Annotated in this window: 2 protein-coding genes; both read right to left on the reverse strand. The window is 62.4% G+C overall.

Going from position 1 to position 1,630, the window contains the following annotated elements:
• Nucleotides 1-674: IS21-like element helper ATPase IstB (istB, locus tag LH128_RS28190; protein WP_037521809.1), on the reverse strand; the 674-nt coding region annotated here is incomplete at its 3' end.
• Between the two features lie 11 nt (nt 675-685).
• The coding region (locus LH128_RS28195) for an IS21 family transposase (protein WP_008833112.1) at nt 686-1,630 on the reverse strand (945 nt) is incomplete at its 5' end.

Here is a 1,630-nt window from a genome sequence, read left to right on the forward strand (position 1 = left end):
GAGCCAAACACCGATGTCCACTCATCAAAGGGAAGATTGCTGGTGATCAGCGTGCTGCCGCGTTCGTACCGCTGGCTGAGCACCTCAAACAGCAACTCGCTGCCTACGGCGGTGAAGGGTACGTAACCGAGCTCATCAAGGATCAGCAGCTTCACCGAGGCAAGGTGCTTCTGAAGGCTGCGCAAACGCCGCTCGTCCCTTGCCTCCATCAGGTCGTGCACCATCGCCGCCGCCGTGGTGAAGGCCACACTGCACCCCTTCTGACAGGCGGCCAGACCCAGCGCGAGGGCGGTGTGGGTCTTGCCGGTGCCGCTGGGTCCCAGGGCAATGACGTTGCGCCGTTGTTCGATCCATTCACCGCGCGCCAGTTCCAGCACCAGCGCCTTGTTCAGCGAGGGCTGTGCCGCAAAGTCGAATGTGTCGAAGCTTTTGGTATGCGGGAACCTGGCCTGCCGGATGCGCCGTTCCACCATCCGGCGCTCGCGATCGATCCGCTCCAGTTCACACAAGCGCAGCAGATAGCGCGGATAGTCGGCGCGGTCCTGCGCCGCCTCAAAGGCGATCTTCTCATATTCGCGCACGAAGGTGGGCAACTTGAGTGCTTTGAGATGGTTGGCCAGCAACACAGCGGGCGGCACGCTGGTGGGCTCTGCCGCAACAGCCGGCAGCGGCATCATGGGATCATTCATGCCGGTACTCCCGCTGCGGGACTAGCCGTCTTCGTGAGCAGCCCCATATAGGCGCTCGGATCGGTACGCCCGACGTTCGCTCGCGGCAGGTGCGGATAGAATTGCAGATCCAGGCGCGGCACGCGCTGTTCGAGGCGGGCCAGAGCTATCATCTTGACCGCATCGAAGCTGATAGTCCCCATGTCCAGCGCCCGGCCTACCGCCCACTCCACCAAAGACTGGTCGAAGCGTTCGCACAAGCGCAGCACCTGAATGAACTCGCGTCGCCCCTCCTTGCCGCTGCGGGCTTCCATCAACCGCCGGATACGGTGCATCGGCTCGGCCAGAGCCCAGCCATCGAGCGGCGCGGCCTGATCGAGCGCGCGGGGTTTTTGCTCCAGAAGCGCCAGGTAATGCAGCGGGTTGGCGATGAAGTCCTCACGCTCATAACTGCGTGGGTGCACCGCGATCCGCTCCCCGCCGTTGATGATCTCGACGCGCTCGACATAGGCTTTTATCACCACTTCCCGGTGGGCGAAGGCCGTTGGCACCGAATAGTCATTGGTACGATAGCGAACCAATGACATCGACGAGGCCCGCCCTGTCACCATATGGCAGGGATCGAACGCCACCGCCGGCAGCGGCATGAATGCCTCCAGATCGGCCGACATCCGTTCCCCGATACTCTGACTGTTCCCGCGCAACACCGCCTGCCTGCGCTCCACACATCGTTCGAGAAAGCGCGCGTTCAGCGCATCGAAGCTGTCCGCTACCGGCATCGGCACCATGAAGTGTCGGCGGACATATCCGACGAGCCCTTCAACCTTGCCTTTGTCATTGCCCTTGCCGGGGCGACCAAACTTGTCTTCGAACAGATAATGGCTCTGCAAGGTCGAGAACATCCGACTGCGCTCGCGCTTACCGTCGCCCAGTATCTGCGCCACCGCCAGTTTGGTGTTGTC

This window comes from Sphingomonas sp. LH128 (assembly GCF_000293195.2).
Lineage (GTDB): Bacteria > Pseudomonadota > Alphaproteobacteria > Sphingomonadales > Sphingomonadaceae > Novosphingobium > Novosphingobium resinovorum_A.